Source organism: Halogranum rubrum, from assembly GCF_900114455.1.
GTDB lineage: Archaea > Halobacteriota > Halobacteria > Halobacteriales > Haloferacaceae > Halogranum > Halogranum rubrum.
Window position 1 is genome coordinate 440,043 of the sequence record NZ_FOTC01000001.1, and the last position, 19,005, is coordinate 459,047.

Below are 19,005 nucleotides of genomic sequence, written 5' to 3' on the forward strand. Positions count from 1 at the left end.
CCGTGACGCTCCCACTCGCGTGCAATCTCACCGGCGGTCGAAGCACCAGTTCGTGTGTCAGAAGTGCGAGTGCGAACTGAACGCGGACTACAGCGCGAGCAAGAAGATTGCTCGAAAACTTCTCAAGAAACTCCACTCGGGGCAGAAGTCTTCGGGTGGAGACGCACTCTGTGAGTGCGCGCTACCGTCAGGGACGCTGAACCTGAATGGCGATTTCCACGTCTCCGTCAATTCGACGGCAGAAGAGGAGTCCACTGACAACCCCACGAGTTCACTCGTGGGTTACTGATTCCGAAACGACGATGTCGAGCGTCATCTCTTCTGGTGATGAATCGCCGTTCTGAGAAAGCACCACGTCACCTGCACGAGCATATTCGGCGACGATTCGGTACGTTCCGCTGTCGAGCTCATCTCCTACCCTGAGGAGGACGCCTGTACCGTCATGTGCTCGCGAGAGTGTCACTCCCCGACAGGTGCTAAATGCACTATCTGGAATGACCATCCGTTCGTGTCGCACGCCGTCGGGTCCCACAATTCGGAGCTCGGCGCCGGTCGGTGGGAGACGAGGAGATTCACCGACGACGATTGGTCGAATCCCGGCCCCTGTTACGTTCGGTGTACTCCCTGTGTGGAGGCGAAGTTGAGTTCCAACAAGAGTTGGTGTAGCGGTGTCGAAGGTGTGGTACGGAATCCACTGCTCTGCAGCCGCGGTCACACGAACGTCGTGGAACTTGGCGGCGACATTCGCACGGCAGTAGAGTGCAATCGACCCAGCTTCGAGGGTGTCGTCCTGCACGCGGAAGAGTTCGACGCCGTCGAGATATCCTGTGAACTGGTCACCGTCACACTCCAGTGTGAAGACGTACTCGTGGCCAACCTCGAAGGCGACGTCGTCTTGCCACAGTGGCTGCGTAATCCCGTCGACTTGCCGGTCGAACCGACGGTACGCACGCTCTGCGTCCATCGAGAACCGGTAGTAGTTATCGTCGTCGACGCAGCGAACCATCACACCGATGGCGTCATTGTCGTCAGACCGGAATCGGACGGTGACGCGCCCGTCTGCAAACGATTCCTCGGTGTGGATGAACGTCCCGGGTTCACCGTACGGTTCCCCGTGGAAGCCATAGATGTTACTGTCCTGTTCGAGTGTGCCGTCGGCAACGCGCCACTGAGAGCGTCGAGTCGTTTCCGGTGGTTCATCGACCACGGTCCAGCCAGCGAGTGTGGAGTCGTCGAACTCCTCAGCGAATAGGGTTGGACGCCATACGTGCTCGTGAGCCGAGACGTTACGTACTACAACTGGCTCGGTGCCATCCACGAAGGGACCGAACGACCCCTGACGCCCACCCGGATCCGCGATGGCACAGACCAACGTCTCGTCAACGAACACTGACAGTGTCTCATCGAAGGCTTCGACTCGAATCGTCATCGCGTCCGCAGTCGGCTGGACCGTCCCATCCTCCCAGTGGATCGTTTCTGTGCTCCCGTCGTATTGGAAGAGACGACGACCAGCGGGACCGACAGTAAACCGGTAACCTTCGTCGCCATCGATGCGGAAGTCGATCCCAACGGTGTTCGTCGCCGGTGAGTCGAACGTGACGCTCCAGACTCCAGTGACACTGAACGAGTCGTCTACTGGAAGCGTGGTCGCTACACCGTCTGGGATACACCGAATCAGGCTTCCAGCACGTTCCCAAGAGTCGTTGTTGGGGACTCGATAGGCGCTAAGAGCAGCGGTGTCTGTGTCGACGAACGCAGCATCTGTGAGAACGGGTCCGTACCCCGACCCACCCTGTCGGAACTCAACCCGATGGTTGGTGTAGTCGCCCTCTGCAGAAACGAGGACACCGACCTCCTCGTTAGTGCCGTACGAAACGTCCGTCACCTTCAGCCCGTCTGGTGGCGTGATGACCTGCGACGCCGTCTCGGTATGTGAGACACCGAGTGTGGTCCGTTCCCAGTCAATCGGTTCAGGACTTTCAATGAGGAGTCCTCGGTTCGTCCCCTCGTGGCGAATAAGGGTTGTCTCAATGCGTGAGGATGCACCGCCACTCGACCGATCGAGGGCACCGACAGTCGCCTCATAGGCGCGTGCTTCATCGAGGGAGGGAATCGCATCGGCCGCAGCAAGTGCAACGGAGGGCGTCGGTTCGACCGCGGCCGTCGCAGTAGCCGTCCACGTCTCCTCTGTGTAGCTTCCGAGGTGGTGTGCAACGTTCGCAAACTGTGAGGTGGTGAATCCGAACTGGTAGGCAATCGGAGCCTCAGCGGAGACATCGTCGACACGGAGTGCTCCAAACTCGACAGACCCGCGTGCAAACAGCGCCACACCACCGACGGGTGGGGTTGTGACGGTGTACTCGAAGACACAGACATCGTCCTCGTAGACCTTAAGCGTGCCAGCGACCGTTTCGAAGGCGATCTCGTACGGGTGTCCGCTGACGACTGGGGTCTCGCTGTCTCGTTCTAAAACGTGAGACTGACTCCCATCGTCGAAGACGAGTTGCCGTTCGTCGGTCGCACCATCAATGACGTATCGAACGTGCGCGTGAGTCTCGTGGTCGTAATGGACAGCAACGCCAGCAGATGCTCTCGGAGCGTCGAGTGTCATTGTCGTCGTGACACAGTAGTCGGACCACGTCGAAGCGTCCGGGGCTCCCGCAACTGCGTCTCGAATCCAGAGACTTGCCGTGTCGTCACCGTCTGCGCGTTGACGGAGCGTCCCTCGTCCTGGGATCGTCCATCGTGACTGGTCAAACGACGGATTGCCATCAACCTCGATCGTGGATGAAGCGACGTCGACTGCAGTAATTCGAGACACCGCAGTCCCGCTTGCGGCGGCAAACCGGATGACGTCCACACCAGCTTCGATAGCCGAGAGGTCTGCAGAGGCGAACCCTGATGGGGCCGACGACTCACGTTGCTGGAGGTAGAATCCATCTCCGGATGGAGTTGCCCGTGCGCCGGACAGCGTTGCATGCCCAACCACCGACCAATCGGGGCTGGAATCTCCCAGACTGTGGACAGTCCACGGGTCAGTCCCATCGTCGTACGAAGGTGTCCTGAAAGTCTCTCCTAAGAGACGGGCCAGGAGACGAGCGTCGTAGACTTCGTCGGGTGCAAGGACACCGAGGCCGATAGGTGTCTCAAGAAGGTCCGCTCGAGCGAGCAGCGCTTCGGTGGCGCTGACGCAGTTGCCCTCACCAATCGCTCGCAACCACTGTCGTTCTGCAACATCGTGGAGAACCGTTTCTTGTTTCCCCCATTGATTCGGTGCAGTATGGAGGCGACCATCTGCCGACCGTACAGGCTCGTTGTTTCGGTCAAAGAGCACAAGCGTGAGGTCACGATTACCAGCCCAGTACAGTCGGTCGACGTAACTCCGGTTGAAGCGGGCTCCAACGTCGTACGCTCGATACACTGGGCGTGGCAGTTTCGGGTGGTCCCCACGAGCAGGGATTGTCTCTGGTGTGGTCCCTCGAACGTATCGAGTGAGGTCAGAGAGCCCACTGTCAAACTGTGTTGGGTCGCTTCCGGCGGGGACTGACAGCTCCGCCAGTGCAGGTGGCCCATCTGTCCGGAAGTACGCGTAGTCAGTGGTCTGCCACTCGTCGCTGTACCACTCGAAGTCGTCGACGCCGTGTGCCTGAACCGTCGTTTCGACGACGATGCGGTACGTCGAGTAGGGGTCGAACACTTCTCCCTCATCGCCGAGGCGCGTCACCTGCTCACGGAGGGTCTGTTCACGGACCTGCTCGAATGCCGTCACTCCTGTGAGATCTCTCGTCGCCGCACAGACCGACACGAGGCTGAGGTCGCCCATATTCGGAGCCAGGATAGCCACATCGTACAGCGTGAGAATTGCGACCTCATCGAGCGTTCCATCGGTGCTCGTCACTGTGAATGTCTGGTCAAGTCCGCTATTGCTTGCGGAGTCGAAAACCATCTGCCCCTCAGAGTCAGTCCCGATGAGGAACACGCCGTCGCAGTGTTTATCGACGCGTACCGTAACCGAAACAGACCGATACGCCTGTGGTAACGTAATACCGAGCAACTGAACGATGGTTGTCTCTTCTTTCGGCTCGAACCCGACGCTGAGCCCCTGTCGGACGCCATCGTTTGTAGTGACCGTGGTCAGGTCCCATGGATCCGTCTCTACATCGATTGCTTGTGATTCCGCTCCGTCCTGTGGCTTGGTCCAGCCTTGGACGATGTGGCTAAACGTTGGCCATGCTGGTTTATCCTGCCGAGTGATCTCCGTGATCTCAAATCCGTGCTCTTCGGCCGTTCTGGCGGAAAACTCCGTCTGTGTCACCTCCTCGAAATCGAAACAGACGCGGTCGTCGAGACACGGATAGGCGCCTGCTCGGTCAGCGAGAGTGTCGCCCCACGTCCCACCGGTGTGGCGTACGTACTCGAAGGGGTTTGGCGTGAATAGCGTGAGTTTCGTATTCGCCATTGGTGGGGCACCGCCTTCGATTCGCTCGCCTTCAGGGAGCGTCGGAACGGGTGCCCACGACCCATAGACATCGGCCATCGCTTCCCAGCCAGTGGCGGTCTGTCTTTCAACGCGGACGTCGCTAAGTCCGTATCGAACGTTGACCGGCCCCTCGTTCGCAGCCGGGTCGCCGATACGGACGTACTCCGGGTCGACAGGATGGGCATTCTCACCAATCGGAGCTGGAGTGCCGTCTGTGACCGACAGGACGTCGTAACCGTCGTCGTGCACAGACGCCGAGAACGTCACCTCGGGGCGACCGTCGAGTGGGACGACTGGAAGCTCGCCGCTCGGCGGGGACGCGCCGTCTGCTTCGAGTGGCCACGTCGTCGTCGTGAGCTCGTGACTGATAGCGATGTCCTTGAGGGGGTCGGGGAGGTCTGGAACTTCCTTGCGTGGGCCCCATTCTAAGGAAACCGTCGCACTTGGGTCCGGGAGGAACCCTGGTAGTTCGAGTGCGACCCGGAACGACCCACGTAAGTGGAACGGGTCAAAGACTTCAGCGGAAATCGATGCATCAAGGCTCACCCCGGCTGTGAATCCGAATGCCCTGAGTCGGACTGCACCACGCGCAGCAAGTGCTGCCGAGAAGTGTGCAGGCTGGAAGCTTACGAGCGCATCGCCTGCAATCCACGCTTCGATGTCGACACCGAGTGGGCCGAACGAAACGCTCTCGTCGTAACCGTACCAGGCACCGAGCGCGAGCTGTCGTGGGTCCAGCATGACGTAGCTATTTGCCTCAAATAGCGAGAACAGCGTCGAGCGGATTCGTTTCTCCTTCGGTTGCTTTCGGCCAATATAGATGTGCCACGCAGTGGGATCGTTGAGGGCGAAGAAGGCCTCGATACTGGCTCCGATGTCGATGAGCTCTCCGCCGTCTCCGTATCGGTACTGTGCATCAAGCCCGAACGAAAACGTCCCGGCACGACTGTCCAACACGGCCAACGACGAGAAGTTCGGCTCCCCGCCGTCGAGTTCCGAGCGCTCGGAGAGGATTGTCGACTCACCGTTGAGCATCACGACTGGTCCCGGGAACGCGATTACTAACAGGAGGTTCCCCGAGAACGAATAGCCGTTATCCGAGGCCGTGCCGAGCGTTACCCCAGCGCCAAATGCGAATGCACCCCGTTCAGCTGGCCACTTCGGTGGGCTCCCCCCAAAGCCGGTCGCTCCCGCTGGCGAGCGGTGATACCAACTGTCCACATCTTGCTCTCGGCTGAACCATGACTCGTCTTCTTGTAGTGCCGGAGCCATATTCTGTGCGTACAGCCCCGAGAAGCCGTACAACGAGAGTCCAGTCGAGAACAGCGGAATTCCCGTTGGGAGTTCGGCATCGAGATAGACTGCACAATACGGGTACGTTCCCGATGGTTCACTTCGGGTTCCGACAACGAGTTTGCCGTCGACTGAGAGATCAAGCGCCAACAACTCGAGGCTGATCGCTCCCTCGAAGCGGTGGTCCGTCTCGCCATTCGGGAGTGTGCTTTCAGTGTAGGAGACGGCTCCCTTGAACCGAACCGCGTCAGGAATCTCTAGTTCGACTCCAACGCCGTTGAACGAGACACTCGGCGGCGCACCCGCATTGGGTCCCTCATCGAACCACGTCACCTGGAGTCCATCGACACTCGCACCGGCACTGAGTTCGTCGACGAATGTAATGCCGCCGTTCAACCCAATCCATTTACTGCCGTCGTCGTTGCGACCGAGTCCGAACGCAGTAATCTCGAAGGAGAACCCGTGGAAGTCGATACTGTACTGATCCGGAACGGCGAGCCAGCCGCCGTCGACGTGGACGTTTCCGTTAGCATCGAGACGAACTTCTTCGATGCGGAGTCCGGGTGCATCCGGAATGAGTTTCGGTGTCAGCGTCCCACTGAGTGAGACCGCCGGAACCCCCTCGGAGGAAAATTCCAGCCCATCGACGTCAAGGGTGAACGCGTCGTGGTCGACAGTGACGAGTCCGTCTGCATCGTCGAGAGCCGCAGTGACGGTTCCGTCCCCGGCGATGCCGAGCGTGAGAGCAACTGGGCCGTCGAAGAAGGGAAGCGTGAGTGTCCCATGTGCGGACGCACCCACGAGGGCAGTCTCTTTGAATTCGATATCGACTGCTCGAAGCTCGAACTCCATCCCAAAGAGGTCGCCTGCAAGCCCCGACTCCCACACACCAGAAACGGTCCCAGTGAGACCGCCACCACCGATATGGAAATTCTCAAACTCCAATCCCGAAGGCGCTCCGGGGACGTCGAGGTCGTCCGGGAGATGGAGTTCGAGCGATTTGAACACGACACCGCGCCAGGTCGGGTCAAGTCCCATCGCCGCTGATTCTGGAAGCCCGGTCGACTCTGAGAGGTCGACGGCGACGATTCCTTCGATGACGAGGCCAGTCTCACCGATCATCGCTGGTCCGAGGACGAACTCGTTGGTACCCTCGAACGAAAATTCGAAGTCTTGAGTCACGGTGACGCCGCCGCCGAAATCCAGTTCGACGAATTCACGGGTGGGGTCGGCTTCCCAGCCGTCGGCGCCTCGAGTTACCGGTGTGAGCCACTCACGTGGGAACCGAAGCGCGACACCCCCACCGAACGTCGCAGTCGCCGTGTCCGGGGTGGAGATGACTTCGACGTCCAGAAGCGCGGACTCACCACCGGCGACGACTGTCATCCCACCCAGTCCGGGTAGCTCGAACGTTGCTTCGGGCTCGACGACGAAGTCAAACTCGAGTGTCGTCGTCTGTGTATCGGGCTCGTATGCGGTCTCGCCAGTCCGGAAGTGCAATCGTTCGAGGAAACGGTCTGGGTCTTCTACCGGGAACACCCGAGAAAAGGGCAGGTCATCGCTCGAAACCAATCGCGTCGCCGGGTAGTCGCTGTCGTATTGCGTCATTATTCTTCAGCCTCCGGTGTTCTGTCGTCCGGGCCGCCGTAGTGGTCCCAAATGTTGATTCCTGCGAGTTGATTGACTGGCTCACCCGGCAACTCATCCGGAATCGGCAGCTGCCGTAGTCGTCCCCGTGCCGTGGCGACGCGGTGAGCGAACGTTGTCTTCGCCGTCGACAGGTCTCCGAGCGACGACGCCGAGACGTCGAGATGCTCCGCCCAGATGTCCGTTCGAAGATCTGTGACCAGTTGTCCATCCCCGTCAACGATACCGAGTTGGAGCTCAGTGTCATTCGTCATTGAGCGTCGGTTGAAGTTTGCCGACCCGAGTGAGACGTACTCGTCGTCACACAGCAGCAGCTTCGAGTGTGTACTCCTCGTCTCCCCGTTGACCTCCATTGTCGCTACGACAAAGCGGCCAGCCCCTTGCGTCTGTGCTGCATCTCGAAGCTCGATAAGACCCTCCGTTCGAGCGTGTGAAGCAGTATTAGCGAATGTCCCGCCAAGTGTCGGGTTCGTCACGACAAACACATCAACGCCAGCTTCGAGTTTCTCTCGAAGGTGCGTGAACGGAGCCCACTTGTAACCCGCTCCGTTGGTTCCTGTCTTCATCGCCAGTTCGTACTCTGGGACAAGCATGACAGACGCCCCGGGGTCAGCAAAGGGGACGAAATACTGGTCTTCGATGTAGATGTAGTCAGTTGCTTTCGAGAGTGCGCGGAGTCGAGCAGCCCAGGCTGTGAACTCACCACCAGAGCCGTTCGCCCACGAGTAACTTTCGTCGTCGTGGTCGATGCCGAACGTCTCCAGTACCTGAACGGCGTGTGTACCAGTTGTCTGTGTCTGAATCGAGTTTGCGCTGAGTTTAGGGACCTTCTTGGACACCAACTGCTGGTGGCTTGCGTTCTTGCCCTGTTGCGTCTGTGTCTTCCAGTGCCGGAGACGGCCCTTGACATCGTCTCTCGTCGAGTCATTATACCGATGGATGAACGACCGCTGGACGTCTTCAACGGCGGGCCCGTAGAGTAACGCACTGACCTCGTGTTGTCGGTCATATTGATGTGACCGTTGGGACCGAGCGGGCATCCAGAGGTCGGCCGACCCAACGAGTGCTCGGTCATCGCTGCCATCTTGAAAGACGGTGGACTTTACGTGTGCTGACCCCCAGTCTGGATAGCGTGAATCGGTTGCTGCTGTGTCGACGCCGATGAGGTCGGTCATCTGTCGATTGCCGCCCTTATTGAACCAGTGGTCAGAAAGCGCGACATACACCTCATCAGTCTGTTTGAGGAGCGCATCGAGCAACGGGACGACCTGCTTGCCACCTTTGACAGGGATGTTTCCCATCGCCCATCCACTATGGAGGAGTTGTGCATTCGAGTGGTTCTGCGTCAGATGCACGACGCCGTCGTGCCACGCAGGCATGATGTTCTCGCCGTCGATGAGTGGGGTGACATCGTTATCGACAGTGTAGTCCGATAGCGTCGACCCATCGTGACGGGTCTGTGGGGGGAGCCAGTGGTTCTTCAGTTCATCTCGCGAAAGGTCAAGGAGTGGTTCTTGACCCGATGTATCGATGAACCACTTGTTCGCCAAGATATGTTGGTTCATGATGACCCTCCCCCTGGGGCAACGACCGACACTGGTGTTCCTGTTGTCTGTCGCCCACGCTCGTCGAGTACCCGAAGCCGAACATGATAGTCCAGTGTCTCATCGTCAAGCGGAGCAATGTACGAATCCTCACCAGTGAGCCACTCTGAGACTCGAACGAAATCGGACGACGGACGCTCAACCGCCATCTCGACGAGAACGCGCAGGTCATCGGGCGTGTCCCACGTGAGACTGATCGCCGATTGCCACCGTTCTCCGGTGGGTGTCGGGTCAGCGTAGGGCTGGGTCGTTCCATCGGGACCAAGACGGACCCACTCAGCAGTGGTACCCGTCGGTGGCGTCGGTGGTGTCGTATCGAACGAGCGACTCCCGACTGACGAGGACGCCGCAGACACGCTCCCAGCATCGTCTTTCGCGACAATACGGTAGTACCACTCGACACCTGGATCACGATCGTCATCCGTCCACAGAACGCCTGCCCCATCGCGTTTGCCTGTCGTAAGCGGGTCTCCGTCAACAGGGAGGGGCACAGTGAGCGTCGCCGCGTCCGTCATGAGGCGAATGTCTCGCGTCGCATCTGGGTCGTCTGTGCGATAGACGTGGTAGCTGGAGAGCTGTGGGCTCTGTACGGAGTTCCAACGGAGTGTGATCTGGCGGTCGCCTGGCTCCGTTGTATCCGGATGGCCGGCATTCACGCTGGTGATCACGGGGGGTTCGGGTGGTACGCCATCGCGAGCCTGTACCGGTGGTGTCGGATCACCGAATGCCGTCCCACGGTTGTGGGCGTCGTCGACCGTTGCGACACGGTAGAGATACCGGTTGCGCGAGCGGCCGTCGAAGCCATCGACGTACGCACATAGGGCATCACCGACCGGCATCGTGTCAGGGACGCCGTCGACTCCAGGTTGGGTTCCGGGGCCAGGGTCACCTGCCTCGAAATCCGGCCCACGAACGTTTGGTGTAGCTGCGCCGCTCACGGGGTTGGTTGTCAGTTGCGTGAACGCGACCTCGTTTCCGGGCAGTGCAGCGAGCGTCTGCAGTTCGTCGGGTTCGAGCGTCTCATACACAGACTCAGCGTCTGCGAATGAACCTACAGTGAGGTTGTCACCGAGTCGCCTCACAATCTCCTCGCGCCGCTGGACCAACCCTGCATCGTCACCACGGAGCGAGACCGGGAAATACGTGGATTGCTCAGCACTGAGAACGAACGCATCGTCGTTGTGACGGCGCTCCCAGTCGACACGGAAGAGCGTCCGGTCCATCGTGCGGTAGATGTGGGCATTGACGCCACTAGGTGGGCGCTCCCAGCGAATCGTGTAATACGACGTGTCTGAATAATCCGGCCGAGTCGCCCAGTCGAGTTCGGATGCGAGCGGTGGGACAACAGGAGGTGCTGGCGGGTCACGATGGACACGAGTGACCGGCGCAGGCCCACCGACGTCACCACGCAACGGACCATCGACGGTGTCAACCCGTGCACTCACGCCGACATTCGCATGGACGACTGGTCGTTCGTCGGGTCCAACTCCCGGATCAAACGCACCACCGGTCGCACCAGGTGCGGGTACCGTCGTCTCATACCTCCGGTCGCCACCTGAACGAGCGGACGGACGATCAGCGCTCTTTGAAACATCGTCGACGTGGTGTGTCCATTCAGTAGGTTCACTGTAGTCCGTGCTTGCAGGGTGGTCGATGGCATACGCGACCGCCTCACGGTCATCGCGGTTCGGTGGCGCCACATACGGTCGGTCAAGTCGGAGTCGCGTTGGAGATTCGACGGCTGCCACCGTGTAGATATCTCCAGTTACCGCGAGCCGGAATGACTGACCGTCGAATGCCGTGACCCAGTCGGTCTCACTCCCTCTCACGACGTCAGTGCCATCGACGACGGTTGCCGTTCCACGGGTGTACACTGGCGGAACGGCAATCGAGCACTCGATGTCCGACGCTGGGACGAGCGGACCGTCCGGCCCAGCACGGGTTCGGATATCGACCCACAGATCAGCTCCGCCACCGCTATCGACAATGGTGAACTGGGAACCAGCGACGTGAAGCGCTGCACCGGCGAACGCCCCCGGTGGCAGTGCTTGAGTGGTCTCGACCGCCGGATTACGCGTGTGTGCGAGTGAGGTCTCGATGCGAGAGATATCGGCACTCTGGGTTACAGTATTCACACGACCTGCGTGGCTGTTGAGCGATCCCAGTTCCACGTAACAATCGAATGCATCTGTGTCCGGAGCTTGTGCGTCGAACGCTGCAGGCCACTCCCAGTTGATGCGCAACGCGACCTGCTCGCCGTTGGCGTCCCACCACGCCCTCGCTGCCTCGTCTATGGACGACGGGTCTTGTGGGTCGAGCACAGTCGCGGTAACGCCAGTGGGTGGCGGTGGTGGGAGTCGTGTACGAAGTTCCACTGCGTAGGCCGTCGCCGCGGGATGCACTGCATGGGTCGTCCGTGCGCCGGTCTCGTGGTCGAACCATGTTGCAGGGTTGCTGACAGGGCTATGCCGGCCGAATATGTCTGATCCATTGAGGCGGTAGCTGTACCACCCTGCAGGACGGTGTCCGTCGACGGCATAGATGGCTTCTGTCGGCCAACTAGGTACTGTCTCTGTCGTTGCATCGTCGGTGACGAGAATCGGGTCAACAGCGTCGAGGAAGTTCGACGCTGACTCCGCACCTCCGACTGGCGTATACGTGGCTTCGGGTGGGGAGCTCTCACCGGGCGTCTCGCCGAGAGCAGTCCGCCAGAGGTAGTACGCAGCGGGAGCGTCGACGGGAAGACGACCATCGACGTGGGGGAGAGCCCACGTTAGACCGGCGGCATACCGGTCACGGTTCGTCCCCGTCGCAGTCGACTCTGGGAGGTCGTACACCTGGACACCCTTCGGCGCTGACGGCGGCGATGGATCAGTGTCGCCTTTGACGAGTTCGGACACGAGGAAGGCGTCGGCGTAGTCGTACTCTGCGGCAGCCACGAGGCCCCTAACGAACCGTTGGAACGTAGCGACGTCGTTGTCATCACCCGTAATGCCCCACGCGTCGATGAACAAGTGGACAATCCCCGTGAAATCAGCAACGAGCAAGTAGTCGTACTCCCGTCCTGTCTCGACAGTGTCGTCGATCCAGTACATGCCCAGCAGTTGGCTCAACGCAGGGTCGATACTTCCCACGGAGAGTAGTTCATAGGGATACTGAACCGGAAGACGCACAGAGCCACCGCCTGTCGGTTGGTCGCCGTCGCCCATTGCCCCGAGAATTCGATACGAGCGGTCAGACGTGTCATCGACACCGCTGTAGGTGTGAGCCAACTCCAGTTCCGTTGTGCTGTGTACACGTTCGATTCGTGTGACCGCCCGTTCGTACGTCGTGTAGCCACTCCCACCGGTGCTACGAGCTGCCTGTGGGCCGACATAGGGTCGGTCAAGTTCGAGTTCAGCTGAATCCGTGACTGCTGCGATCTCGTATCGGGTACGCTGACCATCGACGATGAATATCGCCCCCTCAAGTGCAGCCGTCCACGCAGTTCCGATTCCTTCGACAGTCGTCTCCCCGTCTGTGAGCACAACGGTTCCCGTCGTCGGGTGTGCCACTTGCAAGCTGAGTCCCTCGAGTGAGTCAGCCCACGCTGTTCCCTGTCCAGTCACCGTCGCACTCCCGCTCGTCCGGCTGATGGTTCCGGTCTCCTCGATCGACTGTGGGACGGCGCGTGCAGCCATCCCTCCATCTGCTGAACCGCCGCTAACGAGACTGGTGAGGCTATCGTGGATTGAGGCGAAAGTATCCGGTCGAATCACATACGGTTGAGCGGTTGCGTCACTACCGGCATACGGTCGAGTGAGAACCAACCGGTCGTCCGCAATCACTGTGAGAATGGTGTACGCATCGACGTCCCCGTCAAGCTGCAGTGATTCGCCAATCAACTCTGCGGTCCACGATGTGTTCGTGCCTGTGACGAGAGACGAATCAGTAGTTACCGCCACGGTCCCATCGGCCGTCGTCGTCGCTTCCGGAGCAACGAACCTGCTGGCCGAGCCATAGGCAATGCGATTGCGAGCCATCGTCCGTGCTGCAGAGAGCGACGACGGTGCCGACGTCGCTGGATAGTCGTCGTGTGCGACTGGCAGCGACAGTGGTTGGTCGACGCCTGGGACGAACTCCCACCCTTTGTCGAGGGTGTCTGCCCGTGAGGAAAGCCGGACGTCAGTGATGAGGTCAACGTCGCCCTCAATTCGGAGTGTCGATATGTAGGGTCCAGGAGTAGACACAGAAATTGTCTGCCGGCTGATTGTTCCAGGGCTGACCGTCGACTCGTCGACAATCTCGCCATCTGCTTGCGCTGTAATCGTTGTTCCAGACGTCGTTCCGGCAGTGAACAATACATCGACTTGCCGGATGTAGCTTCGATCAGTGAACTCGAACTCAAACCAGTTCGACGCCTGACTCTCGTTGGTATCGGCTGTGGACATTCGGAGCCGAGTCGTATCTGTCGTTGTCGACGTGATGAGGGCTTGACCCTGGTCAGTAGCGATTGAAATCGGTTTTGACGCCCCCACCCTGCTCGGCCGCCGAAGCAGGTAATGGCCGAATCGAGGATATCCACGAATCGAAGTATTTGCCCACCGAAGGTGTATCCCAGAATCGAGGTTCGGTGGCCCCTCAACTGGCTGCGTTCCATTCGCAATCCCGATACCAACCCCGGCAAATACTGTGGTGTTTTGGAACATAGTGCGTTCGCCAGCCACGAGTGCACATCGTTCCTAAAGGAATATCGACATGTAACCGGTGGTGACAGATGATGTCACTAGTCAAAATTGAAATGCAATAAACACAGACTGTTTAAACTATTCATTCAGCGAGAGTTTGCAAAGCCGCGAGAGTCGTCTCTCTGAGAGGACCGAAAAAGTGGTTCTGGCGTCTGGCTGTGCGCTACAAACGTCTTTCGTCGGCATGAGTCCCATGCCAATAAGACACACGCAAGCCCCGTCCTCAACGAGCGCGTCAGCGCGAGTAAGACGAGGTAGTTGACTGACACGAACGCTCGTGGTCTGAGATATCATCCACACAACTTGTGTCGCGATGGGCTTCGGACGAAGCTTGCTCAGTCGGTCTGGCGATCTCCCAAACAACGAGCCACGTAACCCCAGAGCCAGTACCAGTGAATCAAGCCTCTCACTCGTCGCGGGCGTGCATCTCGTCGGCAAACCGTTGCATTATCGACTGCAAATCGTTCTCAGCATCGTCAAGATGCATTCCCACTTGGTCACGCGCTTCTACGAGGTGCTTTCGATGCGTCCCACTGTAGTCTGCGGCAAGCTCGTCAAGAGACGAGTAGAGTGCTTCGACGTGCGCGTCCTCGCCGCAGATTTCATACTCTGTTGCAAGGTGGCTGAGGCCACGCGAAGCGGCGAGTCGAACCCGACCGTCATCATCCTGTATCGCTCGCAGATAAACGCCAACGAGTGCGTCGCGGTAGTCGCTTGTGGCGTCACCAATCGGCGTGTCGAGTGTCCGCTGTTCGACTGACCCGTACGCATTGCCAAGGTGGAGTCGTGGATTCAGCGCATCAAGGAACCGAACGACAGACTGTCGCTGGTATCCATCACTGACGTCGTAGAGCTCACGACAGGACTCGAAGCAGGCGGACAGGAGTGTTGCACGCTCGCGAGGGTCAAGGCCCTTCACCGTGTCAACCGCCCTGTTCACTTGGTTGCTGTCGCCAGAGTCCACTGCTGCAAGAAGTGTCTCCGGTGTGGGGTCCATGGTCCCAGATACGTAAGGACCCCCAAAAGTGGTTCTGGCGTGTGCATTCGTCAGTTGGGAGTGATGGTTCTTGGATTGTTGACCGCGCTTCAGAACCGTGGGACTACTCCCTGTCTACAGACGACCAACGCGGGGACCTTGGGACTGTCTCGGACCTAGCGGCCCGTGACGACCTCGTGAGATTGCCGGCGTACTCACCGGAACGAAACCCGATTGAAAAGTGCTGGAGACAGATGAAACAAATAGGGGTAGTACGATGTCTGTGTTAACACACAATGTTCGAAGAAAGACTATCCATCGCTCGGCCGGCGCCGCTGACACGGCTGTTCACGACCGTCCAGTGGGTGTTGACTGCCGGACTCCTCTATTTCACGCTTGGAAGTGCCGCCGTCCTTGTGGTGAGCGAAATTACCCCACTCTCGACGACGACACTCCTGTTATGGCATCCAGAGTTCCTTCCGATCACACTGACGACTGCAGTCAGTATGGGAGCCATCGGTGGTGCATTTTGGCCGGTGTTCAACGGCGATTCTGACCAGCGAGAAATCGACCTCCTCGGCCCTCGATATCGCTGTACGCAGTTGCTCGCTCTTGGAACCGCGTGTTGTATCCCGGTGTCTCTCCTCGGAGTCTTCACGGTGGCAGACTGGTTGACGAACGTGTTCGCGCTCGGTGGCACCCTGTTGATACTAGTGTACACCTACGCATACGACGTCGGAGCGGTCTCAGAGGAGTAGAGCAAACGCAGGGCGTCGACCTCACCGGTGCCCTGATAGGAGACGGCGCCCGAACAACAGCAGACTGGGAGCAATCCGCTGAGCTGTTCGGTCGGGGTGAACACGTGGGCCTCTCACAAGTGACGTTTGCGGCTGGCCTATGGATTTTCTTCGCGAGGGTCTTCGACGAATTCGTACAATCCTCGGGCTACTTTTCGAATCCATCCCGCGTCATTCAGTCGGCGAAGATGATACTCAACGTTCGGCTTCTCCATTTCTGTCTCATCGATAACGTACCGAGGGTTTGCTCTGCCCCAAGGTTTGTTCGACTCACGACCTTGTTTGAAGACGTTGAGTACGCGGTCGCACGCCTCGGTCGGAGTGAATTCTGTGTTCGGCATTATGCTCTGCATAGCGCTCTACACGCAGAAAATCTCACTGATATGTTATAAATACTGTGGAGATTAGTGCTATACACTATGCAAAGCATAGTTTTAACCTACTGGCCATAGTAGATGTGACTAAGCACGGAAAGTCATCGCAGAATGGCCCGGCGCTGGAACGCCGAACCGTGCTTCCAGGAAGAAGCATGACAATCTCTACACCGCTACGTCAAGAACTTGACGCTCGAACTGACCGTAGTCACTATCTCGGAACTGACTCCAAGGGGCGCGAGCACTACTGTGATGCGCGATATCACGTCGTTTGGGTCGTCGTTGATGACACTCTCGTACACGCTGAGTCAACGGCTGTCTCGACGTGGGTTCAGTATATCACCGCCCACAAGACAGTGAGTTGGAAAACCTGCACCTACGATGACCGTCCGTTCGTGGTATGGCTCACTCACACACTCAAGAAGGAGGGGGGTGCCTGATGAACAGAGTTGAGAGGGATGCGTGGGCTCTCTATGGTCGTCTCAATTCGCTCAACTCATGTGTCGAGGGACGGCAATGACAGACCGAGGCGAACGATATGAGACCGCTCGTCGCATCGACGCAGATATCTCGAATCCACAGCAGCAAGCCCAGATTGCGGTGGTTCGCTTCATTCACACCGTCGCTGACACAACAGACGATGTCGACGTTGGGACTGTCGAGGCGGCACTCCACGCTGCAGATACGATTGTTGACCTCCAAGCGACGAACGAGCGGCTCAAAGAGCGCGTCGCCGAGCTTGAACGGGAGGTCACCCCACAACTTGACGCCAAATCCTATATGCAACTTACCCGTCCAGAGAAAGTTCAGCGTCTCCGTGAGGCACTTGCCACGCAAGCAGCCACGCGCAACAACCGGAAGGCGCAGATGGACTACAAAGACGTCACGTGGCTCTTTGATGGAAATCCCTCACCCGGCCACGCGTACGATTTGATGGAACTCGCGGGGCAAGCTGCGGGGTTCGTATACGACACTCCTCGCAGTGATAGCGGGAACAAACGAATTCGCGTTGATCTCGATGCGGTGAAAGACGAGGCGGTGTTTCACGCCGCGAACAACGCCTCCTCGGGTGGGACGGTCTGAGATGACGATTTCTCACCCGGTCGTCCCACCGCCAGTGGACGCACTGATAGTTCAGTTGTGTTGTACTGTGTATGTATGTCGTCGGTAGCTGTGGGTACGTCGGCTGTGGGACGGAGTGGAACGCTCGTGCTGACCGTGAACGCGGTTGGATGCATTATTCGCGTCGTAAATTGCCTCGGGGTCAAGCCCCGAGGCTTTCGCGTGGACTCCCGTTCTAACCGTTAACAACGGTAGGCGCATATTCGCCGTTCACATTCAGCGTCCCGCGATTCAAGCGCACATCTACGGGTGCGCCTCCGTCGTTTGCGTTTTGCCGACGACGGAGATACTGCAAACCGATGTTCTTTGAAGCGTTGTAGTCTGCGTGGTTCTCGTATCCACACTTCTGACAACAGAACGATTCACCAGACCGATTGTCGCCGTGGGTAAACCCACACGTCGAACACCGCTTAGACGTGTTCCGAGGGTCAACCTGCACGACTTCTACGCCGTACTCCTCGGCTTTGTAATCGACGTACTCGTAGAGGCGTCGGAACGCCCAAACGTGTTGCCACGTCGCCTTCGGGATGTTCTCCCGAATGTGGGTCAAGTCCTCGAACACGATGTGTGAGCAGTCGTGTTCGACCGACTCCTCGATGAGTTCGTTCGCCACCGTGTGTAGGTATATCTCGAAACGTCCAGTCTCTTTACGACCCACTGATTCGCTGTTCTCGTGAGCGTAACGCGAACCACACTGTTGGAGCGACCCCCGGCGATTCTCGTACTCTCTGCGCCAGTGGTTGAACTCGTCTGCCGACCAGAAACGCCCTGTCGAAGCGACGGCGATGTTGTTGACGCCCAAATCCACACCAAGGACTGTTCTGTGCTTGGTATCGGATTCAGGTTCGTCATCTGCTTCGACCTTCCGCATGGAAACGTGCAAGTACCATTCACCGTCTCGGTACTGCAAGTGCGCCATCCGAAACTCGAAGTCCTCGTCGGAGATGTACTTTGTCGGCGGTTTCTCCGAGTCGTCGGGGAGGATGTAGTCGCACTCGATTCTGCCGTCTACGGTGGAGAGGGATACGTGGTCGCGGTGGAACGTCGCACTGCGTTTGTCGTACACCGCGCTGTCCGCTGAGAAGTAGGGTCGTGACGTGTTCTCTCCGCGCTTGAGGCGTTCGACTCCGCTTTTGACGGCTTCGACCGCTCGTCGAATCCCTTTCTGAACGAGGTTGGCGGTGAGGTTGGTTTCGTCGCGGAGTTGGTCGTACAGGGCGCGTTCGGCTTTGGCTTTGGATGTGACGTGGTATCCGTCGTCGCCGTGCCAGCACCACTCGCTTGCGGTGTTGGCGCAGTGTTTGAACTGCTCGACTGTCTCGCGGAGGAGTGGGTCGGCCCCTTCGGGAGTGTCGAGTTTGATGACGGCGGTTCGACGGTATTCCACTGTGTTTCACATATTGGGTTGTGGTTATTTAACAGCTGGGAGTCGGCCTGCCTTCGTAGCGTGGTTTGTGTACCGAGTTGTCGGCTTCCTCCCCGAGGTCAAGCCTCGGGGCATCCGCCTTGACTTTTCTGTGAAATCCCGTATTCGGGTCTGAATAGTTAATCTGGAACCAATCGTGAGGATCCTGACGATACCACTTGACTGTGAGCTCCGGCGACTCAGGACCTGTCGGTGGGTCAAGTCGGTGAGAATCGAAAGTCGCTCGTAACTGTTTGGCCTCGATATCGTCTGGAACGTACTCAACGGCCTCAATCTGAGGGATTCGGTCGAGAACGTCACGCTTCAGTTGAGCGTAGAGATTTGCGTTTGGGTCACCGCCTGGGTGCGGAACAGACATCGACTAGCTGCCTGCCTCGGCGGGCTCTGTCGTGGGTGTCAAAAAATCCCACTCACGGATAGCGAAGCCGACAATTTGCATGCGGCGCTGCAGACGCTCCCACTCGCGTGCAATCTCACGGCGGCGATCCTCCTCATCAGCTTCGAGCGTCTCATCAACGAGAGTCCCACGAAGTAGGTTCGGTGACTCGACGTCAAACTC

General features: G+C 58.7%; 8 protein-coding genes and 3 pseudogenes. 4 read left to right on the forward strand and 7 right to left on the reverse strand.

The window, feature by feature from the left end; translation table 11 throughout:
- Window positions 1-22: 22 nt before the first annotated feature.
- A pseudogene (locus BM083_RS23725) lies at window positions 23-289 on the forward strand (RNA-guided endonuclease InsQ/TnpB family protein); the annotation flags it as partial.
- On the opposite strand, the gene BM083_RS02115 reads toward BM083_RS23725, so the two are convergent.
- The 4 genes from BM083_RS02115 to BM083_RS02130 form a co-directional block, all read right to left on the reverse strand.
- Entirely contained in the window at window positions 272-7,381 is a 7,110-nt protein-coding gene (locus BM083_RS02115; RefSeq protein WP_089865137.1) for a 3-keto-alpha-glucoside-1,2-lyase-like domain-containing protein, read from the reverse strand. The pseudogene BM083_RS23725 and the gene BM083_RS02115 sit on opposite strands and share 18 nt — an antisense overlap.
- Window positions 7,381-8,985 carry a phospholipase D-like domain-containing protein gene (locus tag BM083_RS02120; protein WP_089865139.1) on the reverse strand — a complete coding sequence of 535 codons (1,605 nt, stop codon included), beginning with the start codon at window positions 8,983-8,985 and terminating at the stop codon, window positions 7,381-7,383. Before BM083_RS02120 ends, BM083_RS02115 begins: the two co-directional genes overlap by 1 nt.
- Window positions 8,982-12,704 (reverse strand): hypothetical protein, encoded by a 3,723-nt coding sequence (locus tag BM083_RS02125; RefSeq protein WP_089865142.1) that lies wholly within the window; start codon window positions 12,702-12,704, stop codon window positions 8,982-8,984. The genes BM083_RS02120 and BM083_RS02125 overlap by 4 nt, the downstream gene beginning before the upstream one ends.
- A 1,453-nt stretch (window positions 12,705-14,157) precedes the next feature.
- Window positions 14,158-14,748 carry a hypothetical protein gene (locus BM083_RS02130; protein WP_089865144.1) on the reverse strand — a complete coding sequence of 197 codons (591 nt, stop codon included), beginning with the start codon at window positions 14,746-14,748 and terminating at the stop codon, window positions 14,158-14,160.
- Between the two features lie 146 nt (window positions 14,749-14,894).
- Here BM083_RS02130 and BM083_RS24050 point away from each other — a divergent pair.
- The 3 genes and pseudogenes from BM083_RS24050 to BM083_RS02150 form a co-directional block, all read left to right on the forward strand.
- Window positions 14,895-14,987: pseudogene (locus BM083_RS24050) on the forward strand (transposase); the annotation flags it as partial.
- A 36-nt stretch (window positions 14,988-15,023) separates the two neighbouring features.
- Window positions 15,024-15,485 (forward strand): hypothetical protein, encoded by a 462-nt coding sequence (locus BM083_RS02140; protein WP_089865146.1) that lies wholly within the window; start codon window positions 15,024-15,026, stop codon window positions 15,483-15,485.
- A 929-nt stretch (window positions 15,486-16,414) separates the two neighbouring features.
- On the forward strand, window positions 16,415-16,981 hold the full coding sequence (locus tag BM083_RS02150) for a hypothetical protein (protein WP_089865155.1): 567 nt from the start codon (window positions 16,415-16,417) through the stop codon (window positions 16,979-16,981).
- Between the two features lie 214 nt (window positions 16,982-17,195).
- Here BM083_RS02150 and BM083_RS02155 read toward each other — a convergent pair whose 3' ends face one another.
- The 3 genes and pseudogenes from BM083_RS02155 to BM083_RS23640 form a co-directional block, all read right to left on the reverse strand.
- The gene (locus BM083_RS02155; RefSeq protein WP_089865158.1) at window positions 17,196-18,407 is read right to left on the reverse strand and encodes an RNA-guided endonuclease InsQ/TnpB family protein; all 1,212 of its coding nucleotides are present in this window, start codon (window positions 18,405-18,407) and stop codon (window positions 17,196-17,198) included.
- Between the two features lie 91 nt (window positions 18,408-18,498).
- Window positions 18,499-18,804: pseudogene (locus tag BM083_RS23730) on the reverse strand (hypothetical protein); the annotation flags it as partial.
- Window positions 18,805-18,807: 3 nt separating this feature from the next.
- Window positions 18,808-19,005: DUF7342 family protein (locus tag BM083_RS23640; protein ID WP_449404999.1), on the reverse strand; the 198-nt coding region annotated here is incomplete at its 5' end.

Excerpts from the sequence above, each read along its gene's own strand:
- BM083_RS02115 (WP_089865137.1), bottom strand. The coding sequence starts at position 7,381 with ATGACGCAATACGACAGCGACTACCCGGCGACGCGATTGGTTTCGAGC.
- BM083_RS02120 (WP_089865139.1), bottom strand. The coding sequence starts at position 8,985 with ATGAACCAACATATCTTGGCGAACAAGTGGTTCATCGATACATCGGGT.
- BM083_RS02125 (WP_089865142.1), bottom strand. The coding sequence starts at position 12,704 with ATGGCTGCACGCGCCGTCCCACAGTCGATCGAGGAGACCGGAACCATC.
- BM083_RS02130 (WP_089865144.1), bottom strand. The coding sequence starts at position 14,748 with ATGGACCCCACACCGGAGACACTTCTTGCAGCAGTGGACTCTGGCGAC.
- BM083_RS02140 (WP_089865146.1), top strand. The coding sequence starts at position 15,024 with ATGTTCGAAGAAAGACTATCCATCGCTCGGCCGGCGCCGCTGACACGG.
- BM083_RS02150 (WP_089865155.1), top strand. The coding sequence starts at position 16,415 with ATGACAGACCGAGGCGAACGATATGAGACCGCTCGTCGCATCGACGCA.